This is a genomic window from [Anoxybacillus] calidus (assembly GCF_013760845.1).
In the GTDB taxonomy this organism is placed as follows: Bacteria; Bacillota; Bacilli; order Bacillales; family Anoxybacillaceae; genus Paranoxybacillus; species Paranoxybacillus calidus.
Genome location: NZ_JACDUU010000003.1, coordinates 243,263 through 260,229, shown reverse-complemented (window position 1 = coordinate 260,229; position 16,967 = coordinate 243,263). Strand labels below are relative to the sequence as shown.

Below are 16,967 nucleotides of genomic sequence, written 5' to 3'. Positions count from 1 at the left end.
GTTGCAATATTTTAAACATATCATAAATTTGCCATTACTACAATAGTGAGCATTGAGATATACAATAAATCAAGAAGTTACTTTAATTTCTCATCTGCATTTATCTTTCTGGCTGTAGTAATGTTACTTTTAAGTGTAGTAGTAAAAAATGTTTCGTTTGGATAAAATAACGTACATGCTGTTTTATTATTGCCCACAAATAAAATATTGACATAGACCAAAAGAAGAGAAAAGACATGTATAAGCATAAAATCGATTCGTATGCCTATTTACCAAAACACAAGCTATGGTTGATTTTCTTATATCATTGCTCTTTATGATTTGAACAAAAATACTAGCGTTGCATTCATTATTTAGTTTTATGCAGTGCTAGTGATTTATTACGCCATTTATTCAACTGATGACCAGAACTAACTTAAAATTACATCTCTATCCCTTTCCTTACTACCTGAACTAACTCTTTCATTTTTAATTTCCCCCTATAGTTCGTAACGCTATTAACGTAAATGATGCTGACCAGACGATTCATGAAAAAAATGCTACATACAAGCAATAGTACTGTTATACCAATTTCCCCATAACTGGCCTCTTCAACCATAATTCTTGAAAATGTTACAATTGGTGAAAAAACAGGTATATAGGAGCTAATCACTACGATATCGCTTGATGGATTAAATAAAGATCTCATTCCAATAAATAAAGCGCACATCACAAGAATAATAATTGGTGATAAACCTGAACTTAAATCTTCCGTACGACTTACGGTAGCACCTACTGCTGCATATAGCAGCGCATAAAGTAAAAAACCTAAAATGAAATAAATCAAGAATGATACAATAACAAATAGTGAAAGATTTTGCAAATTAATATTTAGACCAAATATAGAAAGACCATCCTCGTCGAACCATCCTAACAAATAACTTGTACCGAATGCCAGCATAATAATAAAAAACTGAGCCAACCCTGCGAATAGAATCGCAAGAATCTTTGCGTACATCATATAAATTGGCTTTACTTTTGAAATAATTACCTCTATTACACGGGATGATTTTTCCGAGACAATGGAACTTGCTATCATTTGCCCAAAGGTTGCTATAAAAATATACATTAAAAAAACAAAACTATACACAATACCAAATGCTTCTCTCGTATCTTTTATAGCCTCTTTCTTTATTTTGACTGGTGTTAACAACTTGTTTACTATTTCTGGATCAACCTTACTTTCATCAATCACTTTCATTATATATGCTTGTTGAATTTTTTGAGAAACTGCAGCTATAATTTTAGAATCTTCATATGATTTATAAATATAGGTAATAGAAGGAGGTGTTTGCTTCTCTAAGAGGATAATTCCATCTAATTTCCCGTTTTTTACATCTTTTTTTAATTTCGATAAAGATTCTTCTCTTTCAAAATGTAGGTTAACTGACTTTAAGCCCTCATTTAGAGATTCAAGGTCCACTGAATATGGTATTTGTGAAGAAATAAAAGCAATATTTTTATCTTCTTCCTTGCCTTTTGCAAAGCGGTCAATACCGAATATCCCCATAATAATAAAGTAAATCACAATCGAAGAAATAACAGTAGACTTAGCAAATAACGTTTGAGTCAAATAAAATTTAAATACCACTAAAAACTTATTCATTTTTTATTTCACCTTCTCAATAAATATTTCGTTTAAAGATGGCTCCGCTACTTGAAAATTTCGAATAGGTATGCTATTTTGTTTGAATAGATTAACCAGTTGAATTGATTCATCATAATTTTTGACCTTTATGATAATTTCTGCAGCCTCTTTTTTATAAGGCAATCCTAGCTTTTTAATAAATTCTTCTGTTTCTGGCGAAGCTGTTAAAGTAAAATTTCGATAGCTATAATTTTGTTTAATTTCATCTAATTTACCTGAAAGGACAACTCGACCTTTTTTCAATATGCAAATTTTTTTACAGAATTTTTCAATTTGCTCCATTCGATGACTTGATAATATTACGGTTTTTCCTAATTTAATCTGTTCTTCGATAATGGAAGAAAGCAAACTTGCATTAATCGGATCCAATCCACTAAATGGCTCATCTAAAATGACAATCTCAGGATTATGCAATAAAGTACCAATTAGCTGTATTTTTTGTTGATTCCCTTTTGATAATTCATTAGCACGCATAGATTTATAATTAGACATCCCGAGTTTTTCCATCCAATAATTAACGGATTGATCAACCGATTTTTTGCTCATTCCCTCTAACTGGCCAAAAAATCGAAGCTGATCTATAACTTTACTTTTGGGATATAATCCTCTTTCCTCCGGCAAATATCCAATAGAAACGCTTGATCTATCCAGTTTTTTCCCATCCCACATAATAACTCCTTTATCCGGCGTTAATAATCCTAAAAGCATTTTGATAGTGGTTGTCTTGCCTGCCCCATTTTGACCTAATAATCCAAGGACCTCTCCTCTTTTTAAAACGAAGCTGAGATTATTCACCGCTATTACATTCCCAAAAAACTTATGTAAATCATAAACCTCTAAAGTCAATTTTCTCCGCTCCCTTAATGTATTTTTATCAACCCGTGATTAGATGTTCTCATATTCGAAAAATGGTTACCATGATCTTATATACGTCTCTTTAAATAGGAATACACCGCACCAAATATTCCTAAAGAGACAAAGAAATACAGCAAGATATCAACTAATTGTTTCGGAGTGATGTATCCAATCAAATTTAAAATCAACAAGATAACAACACCTAAATAAAATAGATGAAATAAAAAACGAGTCGTCTGATATTGAATCTCCACTCCTCTTTCGTCCTTTCCCTCTAAACTGCTCTGAAATTTCAATACATACATCTGACCTACCATTCCTAAAAGCAACAGCAAGCACTTCAAGAACAACATAATTATTCCTCCTTAAACTCAAAAATTTCAGTTAACGGTTTACCGAAGGCATGAGCAATTCGAAAAGCAAGGATTAGCGATGGATTGTACTTATTCTTTTCTAAGGCAGCAATCGTTTGACGACTAACACCTACTCTCTCCGCTAAATCCTGCTGAGTCCATCCCTTTTCAGCTCGAAAAACCACAATTCGATTGCTTAACAAAATATCACCTCCAAATACATTATAGTATTTTAATTCCAAATTGTAAAATATTTTTTACAAAATGCACAAAAAATATTACAAACAAAACAGCACAGGAATTCTGTGCTGTTTTATTTGCTTTCAATTGGTTTTTCTAAAGTTAATACGGATGGAACTTGCTGAGGATGGGACAATCGTAACAGCTGATATCCTATACCAGAAATACCCAAAAACAAACCAGGTATTTCTATTTGGCGAGGAACACCTGTATTATATTTTCCATTTTGCTTTCTCTCTTGGATTACGTTCATTCCAATTGCTTCAGCCATACGAACCCATTCTGTTCTCCCAAGCATCGATCCTGCCATATAAAACAGTTCCGCATTTCCTAAATCACCATGACAAAGGCAATGACTTCTCCCCATTCCAGACATGAGAGTAGTAGATACAGCCGTTTCGATTTCTTGCAATAGTAACTGTTCATTTAGATATGCTAAATATAAAACGCGACTTAACCCAATTCCAGCTGCACCGTGACACCATGCAGCAGCAAAATCACTGTCTTTATGCTCTGAACATCTTAAATCCAACCAATTATTTTCATTTGGATCATACAGCGAACGATCATATCGAATAGCTTCTAATGCTGTTTCATAATAATCTTGTTTGGATGTTAACTTGTGTAAACGCAATAATGACCAAGCAATACCACTGGTTCCGTGTGAAAAGCCTCCCAGCAAATTTTGACTGACCTGATCTCGCCATCCCACCCCTTTATCCGTCATAACTTTGTTTTTAAGTAAATGATCACCGTACATTTGAGCAATATGAAGAGCATATTCACTTTCAAATTGTTCAGAAATATTTAAAAGAATATGGATGATACCAGCACTACCTCCAAGGAGATCATAAAAATTATCACTCCTTACATTCCTTTCAATATTAGTTAAAACTCTATTTAAATATGAATCCCATGTTTTCTGTTTTCCATATAATGTAATAAAATGAGCTAGTGTATATAATGTTGATGCTTGTCCATAAAATGCGCTACAGAAACTTTTTGAATGAATAGGACTGTGTATAATCGTTTCAACAGCCTGTAGTGCTAATTTAGTAAAATCTTTTTCATTTGTAACCTTACCTAAATAAGCTAAAAATAATGCAATTCCACTTAAGCCATTGTACAGACTTTGATCTAAAGCAGAAACCTGCCATTGACCATAGTAATTTGTAACAAGTCCGATCCAAGCAGCATCGTTTCTGTTGCCAATGATAGCTTGTTCTGCAAGTCGGTAACCGATTTTTTTTGCCTCTTCCACAAATAAATTAGTATCGACATTGTTTAAGTCTTCCGGAGAAAAATGATATTGTTTAATGCTAATTTTTTCTTTACAATTGCTCGCAATTGACGCTTCAATCCATCGGGCCTGTTGTTCAATATTTCCCATGGTTAAACCCGCAATACGTTCTACCGATATATCATAGCTGGCTTTTTTAAAGAAATTAGGTATTCTCTCTCCTGAGCTAGTAATGAGATCCCTACTTCCTGGTTTGGTTGTAAAAATTGGGATGTCTCCATTAAGCAAATCCCTTTTTTCGAACGGAATTTGACGTGTATCTAAAACTGTGAACCACAGACGGTCTAAGAGCTTATCACGTTCTATCCAATCTCTCATATAATCTGGATGTTGAGATTCCAGAATGAAGTTTCCGTAATACTGTGTAGGGCGTATTATAATGCGAATTTCCACGTCTTTAAACTTTGAAAGTGGTCCTGTTTCGCTAATTAGCTCTTCTTTATTATTTAAAATAATCCGCCCAGCATTTTTAAATCCTTCAATAATAAAGTCAATATAGTCTGCTGCTCCTACTATTTTTCCATTTAATTTCGGGGCATTATAATAATTTGTTTTCAAGATTGCTTTTTTACGAACAAAACGCATTTCGTCAGTCCCTTCATTTTCCACCTGCAATATAGGTATAGGGAGCTCTTGTGCCTTTGTACTAATACCACTTATATCTACTCCACGACCATCTGCACTTCTGAAAAACAAATGCGGTAGTAGTCCCGTTCCTAAAACTGAATTTACTACCATTAATTTTGCTTTTACCTCAGCAGTTTCCTCAATTTTTATCTCAGGAACATGATGAAATATAGTTTCCAAGTCTATTAATTTCGGGAATTCTCCATTTGCAATGATATTCTCATGATGGAAATCCGCACCATTTAACACATATAAAACAGCTAAGTACCCGCCAAGACGCTTATAATAATTCTGAATTTGTTCCTCTTTCTTACAATCTTCATGTTTAACCAATTCTTCCCAAGAATAACAATGCCGATCTATGATTTTATAACCCTTTAATTCTGGCCGGAACCCCTTCTTATTTATCCATTCCAGTAGTTGGTGAAAATGAACCGCTACACTAAGGGATTTTGGCTTATATAGAACTTCTTGATTTGAAGCAAATTGAAACTTTATGACAGAACGTCCTTGTTGATGTGAATCGCCTAATCCAGCAGAAACAGACTTAAGGAGAGGAGGCTTCTCAATTATAAAGCAGTCACGAATCTGTTCATAGTCATTAATATAACGACTTAAAGCTTCTGTCATAGCATTCACAAAATAGCTAGTTCGACTCATAAGCACTCTTGCAAGCACAGGGTATTCTTTATATATAAACTCTAAACAATCCGGATTAATTAATTTGGTTCTGATAAATGATTCATATCTTTCCTCAGGAGTATCCCCTGTTAGCTCATTTAACTGCTTAGCAATGTGCAATTCTAAAACGATAGTTCGCGCTCCGATGCTTGCTAGTCCGTGTGCTAGGTTATGTATAATAGATTCTAATAATTCCTCCCAGATTACCTTTTGAGCAAGAGAAGGATTTTCCTGGTAAAATTGATTAAGTTTATTTCTCGCCCATAAGATGAATGGACGGAAAGCAACACTAAGATCTACTTGATCATATTTCGGTAAAGGTTCTGCACGGTTAATCCAAAAAGCTTCATCGATTTCATTCATCCAACTTGGTCTTTGGTTCTCGCTAAACTTATATTTATGTGTCCATTCTTCATTTTTAGATACTTCTAATACCTTAGAGAACAGTTCTTCATCTAAACCCTCAATTTCTAACCGCTCTTTGAATGTTTGATCGTTCAACAGAGCAAAATCTTTCCATTTATTTGAATGATTTTTTATTTGCTCCTGGGTTAAATGAATATGATCAAGATCATCCATTATTTGGATTCTTTCCTTGATCGACAACGATTTATATAATTCATCTGAAAGGCGTAATCGTTTCATAGTAACATCGAGTTTCAATCTACTCACTCCTCTATTGCTATTACTATCAGTCAAAAAAGCCATAGTGTAAGGATCCCTTACCTATGGCTTTCTTTTATTATAGATACTCTTAGCAAAACAATTTGGAAAGTGCAATACCTAAAGAAATGCCTCCACCTATCGCGCAAACAGTGGTCGTTTCTGGTTGCACATCCCCACCGCCATATACACGCTGCAATTCTTCCATAGAAACTTCTACCAATCTTTCACCAGATGGGTGATTTTGATGAATTACCTCAAGAACTTGATTACGTGTCATTGTTTTATTTACCCCTTTCTTTTAACAGAATAATTTTGAAATTCCTATACCTATTCCAATACCAATTGTTACACAAGCAGGACTTGTTTCCGGCTGCACATCCCCGCCTCCGTATACACGTTGCAATTCTTCCGCAGAAACTTCTACTAATCTTTCACCAGATGGGTGGTTTTGATGAATTGCCTCAAGAACTTGATTACGTGTCATTGTTCTTCCCCTTTCTTTCTCTTATTTGTACTATCAATGAATAATAATTTCATAAGTTCCGTACAAACTAGAGCTGGTAATATAGCTATATATCCCCAAACCACGATTCTCTACTCAGTCACCATAAAAGTGATCTTTGAGTTCTTTCGACTACACAAGATTAACATTTCCACATAGAGAGAGTAATACCGATAGTCACTCCTATAGTATAGGCACAAGGAGTGGTTGTTTCTGGCTGTACATCTCCACCGCCATACACTCTTTCTAATTCTTCCTTAGAAACCTCCACTAACGTTTCACCCGATGGATGATTCTCTTTTATAGATTTAAGGACTTGTAAACGATTCATTTTATCCAACCTCCCTTCTAATCTTATGATCAATTTAACTGTACCTTAGTTTGAAAAGATTTTTTACTTCGCAAAATTGCATTTTTTTCTTTTTATCATTTCCTACAATTCCTACTCAATCCTATCATGCACATATCATCCAGATGGAAACCATCAGCCAGTGAACTCTTTCTTCCGTTTACAGATCACTAAGTTGACTGAGTAAGCTTTTATAATACTTACACTCATATAGGTCAAGATTTTATGAACTATCACAATCGTTGAAATATGTATAAATATCTATCATTAATTAAACAGCTGGATTCATATTTAATTTAACCTAATATTCACATATAAACTTAATATTTACAAATAATACATATAAAATTAATATTTTACAAATAATACAATATTTACAAATTACACATATCAATTATATAATATTTTGCGTATACTAAATTTTACCTTTTTATCTAATTTTTACATCTATTAATATTTTACCTATTTATCATAAATAGGAAGGTGAGATTATGTATTATAATTAACCATATTGAAGCGTAAATTAGAAGTTTTTTGTAGGTTCGTCTCTAGGTTTGATAAGGATTTTATTGTGATTATTGGTAATATTAAACTATATTTCAAACTATCTATCAATTTATTAAGGTAGGGGATTAAATTGCAACCTTTTCTAAGTGAACGGGAAAAGGAAGTTGCACTTCTCATCGCCAAGGGATATAAGGATACTGAGATAGCCAAACAATTATTTATCAGTAGAAGAAGAGTAGGAGAGATTGTGTCATCAATTAAAAACAAATTCCAAGTATCTTCTAGAGTTAAAATAGGAATTCTTGTTTATCACATGGGATGGTTAGACATTAAAGAAATTATAAAGGAAGAGGAATATGCGGAAAAAAGTACCATATATTGAGCAAATGGAACATAGTGAATGCGGGTTAGCATGCCTCGGAATGATACTAGGTTATTATGGCTTTCATATCACTCTTCCTCAACTACGAGAAGAATTTGGATCTTCCAAAAAGGGAACTTCTCTTTACGATTTGATTGAAATGGGAAAAGTATTTCATTTAAATGGTAAAGCTTATAAAGCTGACCCCTCCTTATTGAGAGAAGTCTCACTACCAGCCATAATCTTTTGGGAGGAAAAACACTATGTTGTTGTGGAGAAAATAGCCAATAACAGTATTACTATTGTAGATCCCGCCAACGGCAGACGAAAAGTTAGTTCAGACGAATTCAAGAAATCTTTTTCAGGCTATATTTTGACATTTAATCCTAACTCAAACTTTACTGTAAGAAAAAAAAGCAGGAAACTCAATTTTCTTATTACCCATATTTTAAAGCAAAAAAAAATACTCACCAGCATAATGCTCATTTCTCTTCTACTACAGGGAATTGGATTGATAATTCCGAAATTCACTCAGTGGATTACTGATAATGTAATTTTACCTAATAATAAAGAATATATTACGACTGTTGGATTTGGGGTGCTTACTCTATATTTATCCCACCAATTATTTTCTACTCTACGCGTATATATGATATCTAGACTTCAAACTTTAATGGACTCTTCCATGATGTCTGATTTTATTTCAAGATTGCTAAATTTACATTACTCTTTTTTTGAGACTAGAACAAGTGGTGACTTGATATTCCGAGCCAATTCAACTGTATTTATTAGACAAATTCTTTCATCAAGGGTAATATCCCTAGTGATTGATATGATTCTAATAATTGGGTATGCAGCAATGATGTTTTATATTAATTGGAAATTAAGTCTCTTAGTTATATTTCTTTGTATTATCATCATTACTATAACGTTGTTAAGTACTCAGTGGATTAGAAGGCTATCAATTCAGAATTTAGCTGCCCAAACAAAGACACAAAGCTACTTAACAGAAATTATTCATGGCATCTGTGATATCAAGGTACTAGGTGCTGAGAAAAAGGTATTTGACCAATGGCACAACTTGTTTCACAATCAACTAAAAGTTTCTCAAAAACAAAACTTTCTTAGTTCATCTTTAGAAACCCTTAGCTCGGGAATACAATTCATTACACCTCTGCTCTTGCTCTGGATAGGTTCATATTTTGTATTACAGGGGAAAGTTACACTAGGTGAGGTTCTCGGATTTACGTCGCTAGCCACATCACTTATGGTACCTATCGCATCAATAGGAACCACTTACTCTCAATTTCTCCTATTAGGAAATTACATACAACGACTTCAAGATGTTGTCGACAGCAAAACAGAAAAAACGGACGGATTAGAACTAGAAAATTTAAGTGGAAAAATTGAATTAAAAAATGTTTCTTTTAAGTATGATAAATTTGGAAAGGAAATCATTTCCTCCATTAACCTAAGTATAAATGCTGGAGAAAAAATTGCTATTGTAGGGCAATCCGGCTCAGGAAAAAGCACATTGGCTAAATTGATTTTAGGTCTCTATTCACCAACTGAGGGCAGTATTACCTTTGATGGAAAACCAATTGAAGAGCTAGATTTGCATCATTTACGCAGTCAAATAGGTGCGGTACTACAAGAAACTCGATTGTTTCACGGAAGTATTCTTGAAAATATTCGTCTTCTAAATGATCAAGTGCCCTTTGAAAAAGTAATAGAGGCATGTAAACTGGCAGATATACACGAAGAAATCATTAAACAGCCAATGGGATATTATACAATGATATCTGAAGGTGGAAGCAACTTCTCTGGAGGACAGAGACAAAGATTGCTTTTAGCAAGAGCTTTAGTAAATGAACCAAAAATACTAATTCTAGATGAAGCAACTTCAGCACTAGACAACCTTTCTGAAATACGTGTTCAGCAAAATTTACGAAGATTAGACTGTACACAAATCATAATTGCCCACAGATTAACAACTATTGTGGATGCAGACCGAATTATTGTATTAAAGGACGGAAAGATTGTAGAAATTGGAAATCATCAAGAACTGCTAAAAAATAAAGGTTTTTATTACAACTTATATACTAGAAAACAAAAGGGGGATCAAAATGAAGAGATTGCTATTTAAACTTACTATTTCTCTTTTAGTTATTTTCTCTATATATGTATTTCCTATAAAAGAGATACACGCAAAAGATCAACCTAAATATAAGCAAATAATTGTTTTTTATGATTCAAAAATCCCAGACGATTTTATTAAATTACTAAATCAAAACTATAAAAACGTCAAGACAACTATTATTCCTGAAATTGGCGTTATTAAGCTTGAAAATAGTCTACCTGATATCGTCGAAACGTTAAAGGAAAAATTCCCTAACGAAATTCAATATATCGGACCTGAAACCGAATTCATTGTTCCATGGAAAGGAGAACTCACCAATCAAACAACCGAAACCTATCAATTAAAAAGTATTGTTAAATCTTCATTTTCAAGTTCTAAACTAGAAGAAGCAGAACTGTACGAATTATTTGGATGGGATATTAAAAAAATCACAGAAAATGGAGAGAGTTTCAATAAGCAAAAGGGAAGCCATAAAGTTAAGATAGCGATTATTGATAGTGGTATTGACTTTAACCATCCAGATTTAAAAAATAACATTGTTTCTCCAGGAAAATCATTTGTACCAAACGTACATGATACTGAAGATAATATAGGGCACGGTACCATGATCGCTGGTACGATAGCAGCCAACGGTAAAATGTTAGGTGTAGGACCACATTTAGGTATTGTACCATACAAAGTAATGGATAACTGGGAAGATGGAGCGGAATCAGCATGGATTGTAAAAGCGATTATAGAAGCTGCAAATGATGGAGTAGACGTCATAAATTTAAGCCTTGGAACCTATAAATCTTTAAATAGTTCTGAGGATAAAGCTGTCATAGAAGCATACCAACGCGCTGTAAAATATGCACATGATAAAGGCGTCATTGTTGTTGCTAGTGCAGGAAATGACGGCTTAGATTTAAGAAATCCAAAAAAACTTGCTGAGCAAAGAGGATTTCCTAATGATAAGCAACTACATCTTCCTGGTGGCGGTATACATTTCTTGCTCACTGTAGCGGCTACTAATAAAAATGATGAACGAAGCTTCTATTCTAACTACGGAAATATATCTGTAGCAGCGCCAGGCGGGGATTATGGTCCGGAGTGGTTATCTCAACAGAAACTCGACCCATTTTCCCTAACTTTAACAACCTATCCTATCGATTTACCAAAACCCATCCTTAGTCAAATCTTGAATTTGCCAGATGGTTACGTACTCACTGGCGGTACCAGTGTATCTTCATCAAAAGTAGCAGGAGCTATCGGAGTTCTAATTGCAGAACAAAAGGAAAAAAACACCAAAAAACTAACATTGTCTATGGTTAAGAAAATTCTTAGAGAGAGCTCAACAGATATTGGAAAAAAAGGGAAAGATCCTGAATTTGGATATGGACTAATAAATGTTAATAAAGCGTTAGAATTAATTAAGTAAATTGTTTATAATTTTTTAGTTATATGAACACCCCCACTTATGATTCGACAGTGGGGGATTTCTATTTTATTACCTTAGAACAACAATGTCTTACTAACCTACTCCTTAGTCTTTAGTTTATCTCTTTCCTTAATGAAAACGGAGCTCTCCTACCGGCGCTTTTGCGTACGACCCCCCAATAGTAAACGCTTCCATTTTTACTTCCTTGTAATTTTCCATAGCGTGTCTCGACCAAAGTGTCAGCCATGAAACCTATTTTTTCTAAATAATACAGTTATTGTTAATAAATATGATTGAAATATATAGAAATGTAAATTTTTCACAAAAAGAACCTAACCAAATATTGGTTAGGTTCTTTTCTGAAATCGTTCCATTATTTTTTCAAGTTATAGAACGATTTAATACCGTTGTAAATCGCTGTATCACCAAGCTGATCTTCAATGCGAAGCAATTGATTGTACTTCGCCACGCGGTCTGTGCGAGAAGGTGCACCTGTTTTAATTTGACCAGCGTTTGTCGCAACAGCGATGTCAGCGATTGTGCTGTCTTCTGTTTCACCAGAACGGTGAGAAATAACCGCTGTGTAACCAGCGCGTTTTGCCATTTCAATGGCATCAAATGTTTCTGTTAAAGTACCGATTTGGTTCACTTTAATAAGGATAGAGTTACCTACACCTTTTTCAATACCTTCTGCAAGCTTCTTCGTATTTGTTACGAATAAGTCGTCACCAACAAGCTGAACTTTCTTACCAAGACGCTCTGTTAATAGTTTATGTCCTTCCCAGTCATTTTCATCTAAACCGTCTTCAATAGAGATGATTGGGTATTTAGATACAAGCTCTTCATACCAAACAACCATTTCTTCAGACGTTTTAACAACGCCTTCACCTTCAAGATGGTATTTACCTGTTTCTTTGTTGTAAAGCTCAGAAGATGCTACGTCCATCGCAAGCATCACTTCTTCGCCTGGTTTGTAGCCTGCTTTTTCAATCGCTTCAATGATTGTTTGAAGAGCTTCTTCGTTTGATTTTAAGTTTGGCGCGAATCCACCTTCGTCACCAACCGCTGTGTTGTAGCCTTTTGCTTTTAATACTGCTTTTAAGCTATGGAAAATTTCTGTACCCATGCGAAGTGCTTCACGGAATGTTGGCGCACCAACAGGCATAATCATAAACTCTTGAATATCAACATTGTTATCAGCGTGAGCACCGCCGTTTAAAATGTTCATCATTGGCACAGGAAGTGTTTTTGCGTTAAATCCGCCAAGATATTGATATAAAGGAACCTCTAAGTAATCAGCTGCAGCGCGAGCAACTGCCATAGAAACACCTAAAATTGCGTTCGCACCTAATTTACCTTTGTTTTCTGTACCGTCAAGTTCAATTAATGTTTTGTCAATACCAACTTGGTCAGTTACATCAAAGCCGATAATCGCTGGAGCGATAATTTCATTTACGTTTTCAACCGCTTTTAATACACCTTTACCGAGATAGCGGTTTTTATCTCCATCGCGCAACTCAACTGCTTCATATTCACCAGTAGAAGCACCGCTTGGCACTAATGCACGGCCGAATGCGCCAGATTCAGTGTAAACTTCTACTTCCACTGTCGGATTACCGCGAGAATCTAATACTTCACGAGCATATACATCAATAATTGTTGGCATAAAACTTCTCTCCTTTTCTGATTTTTGATTTATTGTGTGTAAACTTTCAAAGCTAAATAACCTTTTTAGTCACTTTCATTCAACGACTATTCTTTCACAATTAACGATTTACCCGTCATTTCTTTTGGTTGTTCCAAACCTAAAAGATCAAGCATTGTTGGCGCTAAATCTCCTAAAATGCCACCTTCACGAAGCGTAATGCCTTTTTTCGTAACGATGACAGGCACTGGATTTGTCGTATGCGCCGTATGCGGTTTGCCTTCAGGAGTGATGACTTCATCCGCATTTCCGTGGTCAGCAGTAATAATCGCAATACCACCTTTGGCTAAAATAGCGTCAACTACTTTTCCTAGGCACTCATCAACCGCTTCAACTGCTTTGATCGTTGGCTCTAATTTACCGGAATGGCCGACCATATCTGGGTTTGCGTAGTTTAAAATAATAGCATCGTGCTTGTCTGCCTCGATTTCTTTTAAAAGAGCTTCCGTTACTTCATAGGCGCTCATTTCCGGTTTTAAGTCATATGTCGGCACTTTTGGCGAGTTGATTAAAATACGCTCTTCTCCCGGAAACTTTTCTTCACGACCGCCACTCATAAAGAATGTGACGTGCGGATATTTTTCTGTTTCCGCGATACGAAGCTGCTTAAGACCGTTTTGTGATAATACTTCACCAAGCGTATTATCAAGGTTCGTCGGCTTAAACGCCACATATCCTTTGACTGTTTCACTAAAGTGTGTTAAGCACACGAAGAATAAGTTTTTCGGATGTTTCGGACCGCGGTCAAACGAACGGAAATCGTCGTTCGTAAACGTATTGGAAATCTGAATCGCACGGTCTGGGCGGAAGTTATAGAAAATAATCGCATCTTCATCTTTAATGGTTGCAACCGGCGAACCGTCTTCACGCACCATAACAGACGGGAGCACGAACTCATCATAAATGCCATGTTGATAAGAATCTTCGACACACTGAGCGGCACTGCGATAAGTTGGCCCTTCGCCATATACCATTGCGCGATACGCCTTTTCAACACGCTCCCAACGCTTATCGCGGTCCATTGAATAGTAGCGTCCGGAAATCGTCGCAATTTCCCCAACGCCATACTCTTTGATTTTTTCATTTAGTTCGTTAATGTACTTCAACGCTGTTTGTGGTCCTACATCGCGGCCATCAAGGAATCCATGGATATAAACGTTTTTTACGCCTTCTTTTGCCGCAAGTTTTAACAAAGCGTATAAATGGTTAATATGGCTGTGTACACCGCCATCAGAAAGCAAACCAAACAAGTGAAGGTTTGTTCCTTTTTCTTTGACGTGGTTCATTGCCGCTAAAAACGTTTCGTTGCGGTCAAATTCTCCTTCACGAATCGCAATGTTGACACGCGTCAAGCTTTGATAGACGATGCGGCCGGCACCAATGTTTAAGTGCCCTACTTCAGAGTTTCCCATTTGTCCTTCAGGCAAACCAACTGCTTCACCGCAAGCAGTTAATGTTGTATGTGGGAATTCGTTCCAATAACGATCGAAGTTCGGTTTTTTCGCCAAAGCGACCGCGTTTCCTTTCGTTTCTTCACGAAGCGCGAAACCGTCCAAAATAATTAACGCTACTGGTTTTTTACTCATGATTTCCCGCCTCCACTAACTGTAAAAACGATTGCGGCTCTAAGCTGGCACCGCCAACTAATGCACCATCAATATGCTCCTGTGCTAAAAATTCTTTAATGTTGTTTGGCTTCACACTACCGCCGTATTGAATACGAACAGCATCAGCAACCTCTTGTGAGAATTTTTTCGCAATCACGGAGCGAATATGACCGCATACTGCATTTGCATCTTCCGCTGTGGAAGATTTGCCTGTACCGATTGCCCAAATCGGTTCGTAAGCAATCACCACTTGTTTTGCCTGTTCTTCAGTTAATCCTTCAAGCGCCTTTTCTACTTGCGCTCCAACAATTTCATTAGTTTGGCCGCTTTCACGTTGTTCTAACGTCTCACCGCAGCAAACAATCGGAGTTAAGCCATGTGTAAATGCAGCCATCACTTTTTTGTTTACTGTTTCATCTGTTTCCGCAAACATTTCACGGCGCTCAGAGTGACCGATGATCACATAAGTAACACCGATATCTTTTAAAGCCATCGGGCTGATTTCTCCTGTATAAGCGCCACTTTCTGCAAAATGCATGTTTTGTGCCCCAATTTTTAAATCGGTGCCTTGAACCGCTTGTACTAAGCGTTCTAAAAATAGGGCTGGTGCACAAATAACAGAATCTACTTTCTCAGCAGACGGAATAAGCCCTTTTACTTCTTCGACAAAGCTTACTGCCTCAGAAAGTGTTTTGTGCATTTTCCAGTTGCCTGCAATAATTGGTTTACGCATCATTTTTCATCCCTTCTTTGTTTAAAAATGGGAGAGATTACTTATCATTTAAAGCAACAACGCCTGGAAGCTGCTTTCCTTCCATAAACTCAAGAGAAGCTCCGCCGCCTGTTGAAACATGATCCATTTTATCAGCAAGGCCAAATTTCTCAACAGCCGCTGCTGAATCACCACCGCCGATGACGGAATATGTATCGTTCGCATCAGCTAATGCTTGAGCAACAGCCTTTGTTCCTTCAGCAAATGCGTCCATTTCAAATACTCCCATCGGTCCGTTCCAAATAACTAATTTTGATTTAGAAATCACGTCACGATAAAGTTCACGTGTTTTCGGACCGATATCAAGTGCTTCCCAATCGCTTGGAATTGCATCAATATCAACCACTTTTTTGTTCGCATCGTTAGAGAAGTCATCAGCTACAACAACATCCACAGGCATGTAGAAGTTGACGCCTTTTTCTTTCGCCTTCTCCATAAACGATTTTGCAAGCTCAATTTTGTCTTCCTCAAGCAAAGACTTGCCGATTTCATGGCCTAACGCTTTCACAAATGTGTAAGCAAGACCGCCGCCGATAATTAAGTTATCGACTTTATCTAATAAGTTTTCAATGACGCCAATTTTATCTTTTACTTTTGCGCCGCCAATAATCGCTGTAAATGGACGCTCTGGATTAGAGAGAGCTTTTCCTAATACTTCGATTTCTTTTTCCATTAAGAAACCTGCTACAGCTGGTAAGTAATGCGCAATTCCTTCTGTTGAAGCATGCGCGCGATGAGCAGCACCAAAAGCATCATTGACATAAATATCAGCTAATTCAGCGAAAGCCTTTGCTAATTCTGGATCATTTTTCTCTTCGCCCGGATAGAAACGCACGTTTTCAAGAAGCAATACATCGCCTTCATTCATTTGCGCAATCGCTTTTTTCACTTCGTCGCCGTAAGCTTCATCTGTTTTAACAACGTTTTTTCCTAAAAGTTCGCTCAAACGCTCTGCCACGGCATTTAAACGCATCTCTTCAACAACTTTTCCTTTTGGACGGCCAAGGTGACTCGCTAAAATCACTTTTGCCCCTTGCTCAGACAAATATTGAATCGTTGGAAGAGCTGCTCGAATACGAGTGTCATCCGTCACTTTGCCGTCTTGCATCGGAACGTTAAAATCGACACGGCAAAAGACACGTTTTCCTTTTACATCAATGTCGCGGACGGTTTTTTTGTTCATGGCAAAAAGCCTCCT

The 16,967-nt window shown here is 36.2% G+C and carries 15 protein-coding genes; 3 read left to right on the top strand and 12 right to left on the bottom strand.

Features of this window, described 5'->3' with window-relative positions; all coding sequences use genetic code 11:
• Nucleotides 1–421: 421 nt before the first annotated feature.
• From HNQ85_RS08065 to HNQ85_RS08030, 8 genes are all read right to left on the bottom strand, one after another.
• Nucleotides 422–1,645, bottom strand: coding sequence for an ABC transporter permease (locus HNQ85_RS08065; protein ID WP_181537228.1), 1,224 nt, complete (start codon nt 1,643–1,645; stop codon nt 422–424).
• A 3-nt stretch (nt 1,646–1,648) separates the two neighbouring features.
• Entirely contained in the window at nt 1,649–2,533 is an 885-nt protein-coding gene (locus tag HNQ85_RS08060; protein WP_181537227.1) for an ABC transporter ATP-binding protein, read from the bottom strand.
• Between the two features lie 77 nt (nt 2,534–2,610).
• The gene (locus tag HNQ85_RS08055) at nt 2,611–2,895 is read right to left on the bottom strand and encodes a hypothetical protein (RefSeq protein ID WP_181537226.1); all 285 of its coding nucleotides are present in this window, start codon (nt 2,893–2,895) and stop codon (nt 2,611–2,613) included.
• Nucleotides 2,896–2,897: 2 nt separating this feature from the next.
• On the bottom strand, nt 2,898–3,098 hold the full coding sequence (locus HNQ85_RS08050) for a helix-turn-helix transcriptional regulator (protein WP_181537225.1): 201 nt from the start codon (nt 3,096–3,098) through the stop codon (nt 2,898–2,900).
• Between the two features lie 110 nt (nt 3,099–3,208).
• On the bottom strand, nt 3,209–6,406 hold the full coding sequence (locus HNQ85_RS08045; protein WP_181537224.1) for a type 2 lanthipeptide synthetase LanM family protein: 3,198 nt from the start codon (nt 6,404–6,406) through the stop codon (nt 3,209–3,211).
• Between the two features lie 91 nt (nt 6,407–6,497).
• A complete protein-coding gene (locus tag HNQ85_RS08040) occupies nt 6,498–6,686 on the bottom strand; it encodes a mersacidin family lantibiotic (RefSeq protein WP_181537223.1) in 189 nt (62 codons plus the stop codon).
• Nucleotides 6,687–6,707: 21 nt separating this feature from the next.
• On the bottom strand, nt 6,708–6,893 hold the full coding sequence (locus tag HNQ85_RS08035; protein ID WP_181537222.1) for a mersacidin family lantibiotic: 186 nt from the start codon (nt 6,891–6,893) through the stop codon (nt 6,708–6,710).
• Nucleotides 6,894–7,053: 160 nt separating this feature from the next.
• Nucleotides 7,054–7,242 carry a mersacidin family lantibiotic gene (locus HNQ85_RS08030; protein WP_181537221.1) on the bottom strand — a complete coding sequence of 63 codons (189 nt, stop codon included), beginning with the start codon at nt 7,240–7,242 and terminating at the stop codon, nt 7,054–7,056.
• Nucleotides 7,243–7,897: 655 nt separating this feature from the next.
• Here HNQ85_RS08030 and HNQ85_RS08025 point away from each other — a divergent pair.
• From HNQ85_RS08025 to HNQ85_RS08015, 3 genes are read left to right on the top strand one after another with little or no spacing between them, the layout of a single operon-like run.
• Nucleotides 7,898–8,149, top strand: coding sequence for a response regulator transcription factor (locus tag HNQ85_RS08025; RefSeq protein WP_181537220.1), 252 nt, complete (start codon nt 7,898–7,900; stop codon nt 8,147–8,149).
• A complete protein-coding gene (locus tag HNQ85_RS08020) occupies nt 8,124–10,274 on the top strand; it encodes a peptidase domain-containing ABC transporter (protein ID WP_181537219.1) in 2,151 nt (716 codons plus the stop codon). The genes HNQ85_RS08025 and HNQ85_RS08020 overlap by 26 nt, the downstream gene beginning before the upstream one ends.
• Nucleotides 10,255–11,685 (top strand): S8 family peptidase, encoded by a 1,431-nt coding sequence (locus HNQ85_RS08015; RefSeq protein ID WP_181537218.1) that lies wholly within the window; start codon nt 10,255–10,257, stop codon nt 11,683–11,685. Before HNQ85_RS08020 ends, HNQ85_RS08015 begins: the two co-directional genes overlap by 20 nt.
• A 373-nt stretch (nt 11,686–12,058) precedes the next feature.
• On the opposite strand, the gene eno is transcribed toward HNQ85_RS08015, so the two are convergent.
• From eno to HNQ85_RS07995, 4 genes are all read right to left on the bottom strand, one after another.
• Complete coding sequence (gene eno / locus HNQ85_RS08010) at nt 12,059–13,351, bottom strand: phosphopyruvate hydratase (protein ID WP_181537217.1); 1,293 nt, start codon at nt 13,349–13,351, stop codon at nt 12,059–12,061.
• Between the two features lie 86 nt (nt 13,352–13,437).
• Nucleotides 13,438–14,976 carry a 2,3-bisphosphoglycerate-independent phosphoglycerate mutase gene (gene gpmI, locus HNQ85_RS08005; RefSeq protein WP_181537216.1) on the bottom strand — a complete coding sequence of 513 codons (1,539 nt, stop codon included), beginning with the start codon at nt 14,974–14,976 and terminating at the stop codon, nt 13,438–13,440.
• Nucleotides 14,969–15,730 carry a triose-phosphate isomerase gene (tpiA, locus tag HNQ85_RS08000; RefSeq protein ID WP_181537408.1) on the bottom strand — a complete coding sequence of 254 codons (762 nt, stop codon included), beginning with the start codon at nt 15,728–15,730 and terminating at the stop codon, nt 14,969–14,971. The genes gpmI and tpiA overlap by 8 nt, the downstream gene beginning before the upstream one ends.
• 37 nt (nt 15,731–15,767) lie before the next feature.
• Nucleotides 15,768–16,952, bottom strand: coding sequence for a phosphoglycerate kinase (locus HNQ85_RS07995; protein WP_181537215.1), 1,185 nt, complete (start codon nt 16,950–16,952; stop codon nt 15,768–15,770).
• Nucleotides 16,953–16,967: the final 15 nt, after the last annotated feature.